Source organism: Peribacillus sp. (assembly GCF_059453735.1).
On the sequence record NZ_JAZVJO010000180.1, the window covers coordinates 1 to 6,637 of the forward strand.

General features: G+C 39.8%; 7 protein-coding genes. All 7 read left to right on the forward strand.

The annotated features are described in order from the left end of the window. Nucleotides 1-81 precede the first annotated feature (81 nt). Nucleotides 82-543, forward strand: coding sequence for a cell division protein SepF (locus tag AC52RT_RS05955; protein ID WP_495539896.1), 462 nt, complete (start codon nt 82-84; stop codon nt 541-543). Between the two features lie 6 nt (nt 544-549). Then, complete coding sequence (locus tag AC52RT_RS05960) at nt 550-813, forward strand: YggT family protein (protein ID WP_340849520.1); 264 nt, start codon at nt 550-552, stop codon at nt 811-813. A gap of 154 nt (nt 814-967) precedes the next feature. Further along, nucleotides 968-1,741 (forward strand): YlmH family RNA-binding protein, encoded by a 774-nt coding sequence (locus tag AC52RT_RS05965; protein ID WP_495539897.1) that lies wholly within the window; start codon nt 968-970, stop codon nt 1,739-1,741. Nucleotides 1,742-1,840: 99 nt separating this feature from the next. Further along, nucleotides 1,841-2,341 carry a DivIVA domain-containing protein gene (locus AC52RT_RS05970; protein ID WP_040374019.1) on the forward strand — a complete coding sequence of 167 codons (501 nt, stop codon included), beginning with the start codon at nt 1,841-1,843 and terminating at the stop codon, nt 2,339-2,341. Nucleotides 2,342-2,748: 407 nt separating this feature from the next. Beyond that, on the forward strand, nt 2,749-5,514 hold the full coding sequence (gene ileS, locus AC52RT_RS05975; protein WP_495539898.1) for an isoleucine--tRNA ligase: 2,766 nt from the start codon (nt 2,749-2,751) through the stop codon (nt 5,512-5,514). Nucleotides 5,515-5,637: 123 nt separating this feature from the next. Continuing rightward, a complete protein-coding gene (gene lspA, locus AC52RT_RS05980) occupies nt 5,638-6,156 on the forward strand; it encodes a signal peptidase II (RefSeq protein ID WP_495539899.1) in 519 nt (172 codons plus the stop codon). After that, nucleotides 6,149-6,637: pseudouridine synthase (locus AC52RT_RS05985; protein ID WP_495539900.1), on the forward strand; the 489-nt coding region annotated here is incomplete at its 3' end. The genes lspA and AC52RT_RS05985, both read left to right, overlap by 8 nt.

The following is a 6,637-nucleotide window of genomic DNA, read 5'->3' on the forward strand; positions in this document are numbered from 1 at the left end:
GAAATAGCCATAGAGGAAGGCGCAACGATGATCCGCATAGGAACCGCATTAGTTGGCGAAGATTCTTAAGGAGGAAAAGATATGACGATTGTATCGAAGTTTAAATCATTCTTTGCGCTGGATGACGAATATGAATATGAAATGAAAGAAGAAAACATGAAAGAAGAACCGTTTGAACCTAAGGTAGTCAAGGGTTCTAAGCAGAATCAAAACACGCATTCATCAAATCAGAATATCGTAAGTTTGCAAAGTGTGCAGAAATCTTCTAAAGTAGTATTATTGGAACCACGTGCATACTCCGAAGCGCAGGAGGTCTCTGACAATTTGAAAAGCCATCGGGCTGTTGTAGTTAATTTGCAGCGTATTCAGCATGATCAAGCTAAACGAATTGTCGATTTTCTAAGCGGAACAGTTTATGCTATTGGTGGGGATATCCAAAAAATAGGTACAGATATTTTCTTATGTACTCCCCCTAATGTAGATGTTTCCGGTAATATTACTGGTTTTACTGTTGAAGAGGAGTACGAAGAATCGAGGTGGTAAAACTAAATGTTGTTAGTATTAAGTATCATTGCATCTGTAATTGAAATCTATTCCTTTGCATTAATTATCTACATCTTAATGTCTTGGTTTCCAAATGCCCGTGAAACGGCAATCGGACGTTTTTTAGCAACAATTTGTGAACCTTACTTAGCACCTTTCAGTAAGTTCGTTCCGCCAATCGGGATGCTTGATTTGTCTCCGCTTGTCGCGCTGATTGTACTGAATTTGGCGGGAAGCGGTCTAGCTCAGCTTGGTCACTGGATTGTCTAACAGGCGCTAATTTGTAGTCTGGCCTAAGATCTATATCTTTGAACGTAACCCAATTTTTGCATTTGGAGTATGTTTGGTAAAGGAAGTTAGATACTTCAGGCTGGGCTTTTTTAATAGTTAATCATAGTTAAAAGAATTGCTTAAGGAGCAGATGATGTCTATTTACCAGCACTTCAGACCAGAGGAAAAGGAATTTATTGATCAAGCCTCAGGGATGGTCGAGCAGGTGAAAGGAACCTACGCGCCAAAGCTGATGGGTTTTCTCGATCCTAGGGAACAATTTATTCTTAGCTCCATAGTTGGAAAAGATTCCGAGGTTATGTTGGCTTTCTTTGGGGGTGGTGACGGAGTAGAGCGGAAACGAGCATTACTTTATCCAGACTATTATTCTCCGGAAGAAGCCGATTATCAAATCGCTTTATATAAAATTAGGTATCCAAAAAAATTCCTAACCCTTGAGCATAGGCAAATTCTTGGGACATTAATGTCACTCGGAATCCAACGGGAAAAATTCGGCGATATCCTGATTAACGACGAAAGTATTCAATTCGTCGCAGCAAAAGAAATTGATTCATATCTTGCTGTAAACCTTGAAAAAATCGGAAATTCCTCAGTAACCATCGAACCACTCCCTCTCACCTCTATCTTGGTTCCCAAAGAACAATGGCAGGAAGAGACCCATACGGTGAGTTCTCTTAGGCTTGACGCTGTCCTTTCCACGGGATTAAACCAGTCTCGGCAAAAGGTACAGACGTTAATTAAAGCCGGCAAGGTGAAAGTTAATTTTAGAGTCACTGAGAATGTTTCTGCTGAATGCAGAGAAAGTGACGTACTTTCGGTAAGAGGGTTTGGCCGTGTGAAAATTATCTCCATTGATGGTAAAACGAAGAAAGATAAATATAGAATGACACTTGGAATGAAGAAATAAGCAGATTTGTGATAAAATAAGAAGGAATAACGTGCTTCCTGTCGAAAGGTAGTATAGTATAATATTAAATAGACTAGAATTTTGTTCTGGAGGTGCCTTATGCCCTTAACCCCGATAGATATACATAATAAGGAATTTAATAAAGGATTCCGCGGGTATGACGAGGATGAAGTAAACGAATTTCTCGATCAGATAATCAAGGATTATGAAATTATTCTTAGAGAAAAGAAAGAGCTCGAAGAAAAATTAAACGAAGTGTACGATCGCTTGGGGCATTTTACGAATATCGAGGGAACACTCAATAAATCGATTATTATTGCCCAAGAAGCAGCAGAAGAAGTTAAACGTAACGCCCAAAAAGAATCGAAATTAATTATTAAAGAAGCAGAAAAAAATGCAGATCGAATTGTTAATGAATCATTAAGTAAATCAAGAAAAATTTCGAATGAAATTGAAGAGCTGAAAAAACAGTCCAAAGTGTTCCGTACACGATTTAAAATGCTTGTTGAAGCACAGCTGGATTTATTGGATAGTGATGATTGGGACCATTTGATGGAATATCAAATCGACGCCGCCGACAGCTTTAGAGATGAAGAATAAAGAGTAGTTTCTCTTTTAACTGCTATTTTTTTCAGGTCCCTCTTGACTGACGGCTGAGGATTCGCTATACTTTTTTCACAATAACAACTAATAATCAGCGAAGATAGGGAAAGAATTTCTTTCACGACTTATATCAGCGAGCCGGAGATGGTGCAAGTCCGGCATAAGCAGAAGAAATTGGATCACCCTGGAGCTCTGAATTGAACCTGCTTTTATGGCAGAAGTAAATAAAGCGTCTTATTCACGTTACGAATGCTTGAGAGGACCAAAGCACATGTGCTTAGTCTAGCCAGGGTGGTACCGCGGGAAAAGGCTTTCTCGTCCCTTTTTTATAGGGATGAGAAAGCCTTTTTTTGATGTTTCAAGCTGTATAAATCAATGGTTAAATTTAGAACGGAGGAAAAAAGATGGAATACAAAGATACATTACTAATGCCGAAAACAGAATTCCCAATGCGGGGTAATCTGCCTAATAGAGAGCCAGCTATTCAAGCTAAATGGGCAGAAGAAGATATCTATCAGAAGGTACAAAAACATACAGAAGGACGTCCACTGTTCATTCTGCATGATGGTCCTCCATACGCGAATGGAGATATCCATATGGGCCACGCGTTAAATAAGGTCCTAAAGGACTTTATTGTCCGTTACAAATCTATGAGCGGCTTCCAAGCACCTTACGTACCAGGCTGGGATACACATGGTTTGCCGATTGAAACAGCCTTGACGAAAAAAGGGGTAAAGCGGAAAGAAATGAGCATTGCTGAATTCCGTAAATTGTGTGAAGAGTATGCGCTTGAGCAAGTGGATAGTCAGCGTGAACAATTTAAACGTCTAGGTGTGCGGGCCGATTGGGATAATCCATATATCACGTTGAAGCCTGAATACGAAGCACAACAAATTAAAGTCTTCGGCGAAATGGCGAAAAAAGGGTACATCTACAAAGGGCGTAAACCAGTTTATTGGTCTCCTTCAAGTGAATCAGCACTAGCAGAAGCGGAAATTGAGTACCAAGATATCAAATCACCTTCTATTTATGTTGCTTTTGAAGTAATCGATGGTAAAGGTGTAATTGACGAAGGCGTTAAAATCGTGATCTGGACAACAACTCCATGGACGATTCCAGCTAACCTGGGAATTTCGTTGAATCCTGACTTAAATTACGTTGTCGTTGCTGTGGGAGAGGATAAATTCCTTGTGGCAGAAGCTCTTCTTGAAAAAGCAGCGGAAGCAATCGGTTGGGAAAATCCTGAAATCGTAAAAACAGTCAAAGGATCAGAACTTGATCGTGCAACAGCTAAGCATCCTTTATACGAGCGTGAATCATTAGTTATGCTGGGTGACCATGTTACAACAGAAGCTGGAACTGGCTGTGTTCATACTGCTCCAGGACACGGGGAAGATGACTTTATCATCGGTCAAAAGTATGGCTTAGATGTATTATGTCCAGTTGATGAAAAAGGCGTGATGACAGAAGAAGCTGGCGAGTTTGCTGGATTGTTCTATGATAAAGCAAATAAAGCAATTACCGATAAATTAAAAGAAGCGGGCGCGTTATTGAATTTATCATTCTTTACACACTCATATCCACACGATTGGCGTACGAAAAAACCAACCATTTTCCGTGCAACAGCACAGTGGTTTGCATCGATTAAAGATTTCCGCGGCGAGCTGTTAAAAGCTGTTGAAGATACAAAATGGGTGCCGGCATGGGGAGAGACACGTCTTCATAATATGGTTCGTGACCGTGGAGATTGGTGTATTTCTCGTCAACGTGCGTGGGGAGTTCCAATTCCAGTGTTCTACGCTGAAAATGGCGATCCGATTATCTCTGATGAAACAATTGACCATGTATCAAACCTTTTCCGTGAACATGGATCAAATATTTGGTTCGAGCGTGAAGCAAAAGAATTATTACCAGAAGGCTTTGTACATGAGAACAGCCCGAATGGCCTTTTCACTAAAGAGACAGATATCATGGATGTTTGGTTCGATTCAGGCTCATCTCACCAAGCAGTACTAGAAGAACGCAGTGACTTACAACGTCCAGCTGATTTATATCTTGAAGGAAGTGATCAGTATCGCGGCTGGTTTAACTCTTCACTTTCTACAGGTGTTGCTGTTACTGGAAAAGCACCGTACAAAGGGGTTCTAAGCCATGGTTTTGCACTGGATGGTGAAGGACGCAAAATGAGTAAATCAATTGGAAATGTCGTTATTCCAGCAAAAGTAATGAATCAATTAGGAGCAGATATCTTACGTCTATGGGTTGCTTCTGTCGATTATCAGGCAGATGTCCGAGTATCTGATCCGATTCTGAAGCAGGTTGCCGATGTATACCGTAAAATTCGTAATACTTTTAGATTCCTCTTGGGTAACTTGGATGGCTTTAATCCAGAAAATGATAAAGTTTCTTACGATGATCTTAAAGAAGTCGACCAATTCATGCTCATAAAATTAAATAAGCTGGTTAAGCAAGCGAAGACATCTTATGATCATTATGAATTCGCCAATATTTATCAGCAAATTAATAATTTCTGTACGCTGGATTTGAGTTCATTCTACCTTGACTATGCGAAAGACATCCTATACTGTGAGACACCAAATGGTACTGAACGCAGAGGTGTTCAAACGGTTCTTTATGAAACCGTCCTTAGTCTTACTAAACTGGTTGCGCCAATTCTTCCTCATACAGCTGATGAAGTGTGGGAGTTCATTCCAGGTAATCACGAGGAAAACGTTCAGTTAACTCTAATGCCTGAAGAGCGTGAAATTGTGAATGCTATGGAAATTGAAGCGAAATGGAATGCGTTTATGGACCTTCGTAATGATGTCTTGAAAGCTCTTGAATTCGCTCGTAATCAAAAAATCATTGGAAAATCATTAAATGCGAAGATTACAGTATATGTCGATGCAGAGACCAAAACACTGCTTGACAGTATTCAAGAGAGCCCTGAACAATTATTCATCGTTTCGAAATTTGAAATTGGCGGCACAATTTCTGAAGCCCCAGAAGAAGCACTGAAACTAGAGGAAATTGCGATTCTAGTTACAAAAGCACATGGAGAGACATGTGAACGCTGCTGGAATGTTTCTGAAACAGTAGGTAAGGACGAAAAACATCCAACTCTATGTACTCGATGTGCACAGGTTGTAGAAGAAACATTTGCAAACTAAAATAGGTGGTAGAAGTGGGAGCTGGTGATAGTCCAGCTCCCATTTTATATGTATAACAAGCCTAATGAGGATTGTCCGTTTTTTTGAAAAAGTATGAACTTCATTAGGCAATTATTGCGTATTATGCTACAATTCAAAAGAAACGAATGTGCTAGTTTGGGGGTTTCTAGTGTGATATATTATATCATTGCCTTAATTGTCATCGGTTTTGACCAACTGACAAAGTGGCTGATTGTTAACAATATGGAATATGGAGACAGCATTACTGTCATTGAAAATTTATTTTATATAACGTCACATCGAAACACAGGTGCTGCCTGGGGAATTCTTGAGGGCCAATTTTGGTTCTTCTATCTTGTCACGTTAGTTGTGATCATCGGTTTGGTCTACTATATTCAAACAATGGCGAAGAAAAGCGGTATTCTAGCTATTGGTTTGTGTTTAATGTTAGGCGGAGCCATTGGGAACTTTATCGACAGGGTGATTCATCAAGAAGTGGTAGACTTTATTCACATCTATATTTTTGACTACAGTTTCCCAATTTTCAACATCGCAGATTCCGCCCTTTGCATCGGGGTAGCCTTATTGGTTATCTTCATGCTTTTTGAGGAAAAAATCACTAAGGAGAAATTAAATGGATAATTATACGTACAGCATAGATGAAACACATAAAGGTGAACGGATTGATAAAGTCATATCGTTGTTAAACGATGAATGGTCACGCAGTCAAGTGCAAATATTTATAAAAGAGGGCGCGGTTCTAGTTAATGGATCGAAGGTTAAAACGAATTACAAGGCATCACCTGGTGATGAAATTGTGGTAATTGTTCCTGAGTTGACAGAACTTGATGTGGTTCCTGAAGAAATGAACCTTGAGATTTATTATGAAGATGCTGATGTATTAGTCGTGAATAAACCAAGAGGCATGGTCGTTCACCCTGCACCAGGTCATCCGACTGGAACGCTTGTGAATGGTTTAATGGCTCATTGCAAGGATTTATCTGGGATTAATGGCGTTATGCGCCCTGGTATTGTACACCGTATTGATAAGGATACCTCAGGTCTATTGATGGTGGCTAAAAATGATATGGCACATGAAAGTCTTGTTCAACAGCTGGTTGAT

Bases quoted from the DNA above. Each gene is read 5' to 3' on its own strand.
- lspA (WP_495539899.1), top strand. From the start codon at position 5,638: ATGCTACAATTCAAAAGAAACGAATGTGCTAGTTTGGGGGTTTCTAGT.
- AC52RT_RS05970 (WP_040374019.1), top strand. From the start codon at position 1,841: ATGCCCTTAACCCCGATAGATATACATAATAAGGAATTTAATAAAGGA.
- AC52RT_RS05960 (WP_340849520.1), top strand. From the start codon at position 550: ATGTTGTTAGTATTAAGTATCATTGCATCTGTAATTGAAATCTATTCC.
- ileS (WP_495539898.1), top strand. From the start codon at position 2,749: ATGGAATACAAAGATACATTACTAATGCCGAAAACAGAATTCCCAATG.
- AC52RT_RS05965 (WP_495539897.1), top strand. From the start codon at position 968: ATGTCTATTTACCAGCACTTCAGACCAGAGGAAAAGGAATTTATTGAT.
- AC52RT_RS05955 (WP_495539896.1), top strand. From the start codon at position 82: ATGACGATTGTATCGAAGTTTAAATCATTCTTTGCGCTGGATGACGAA.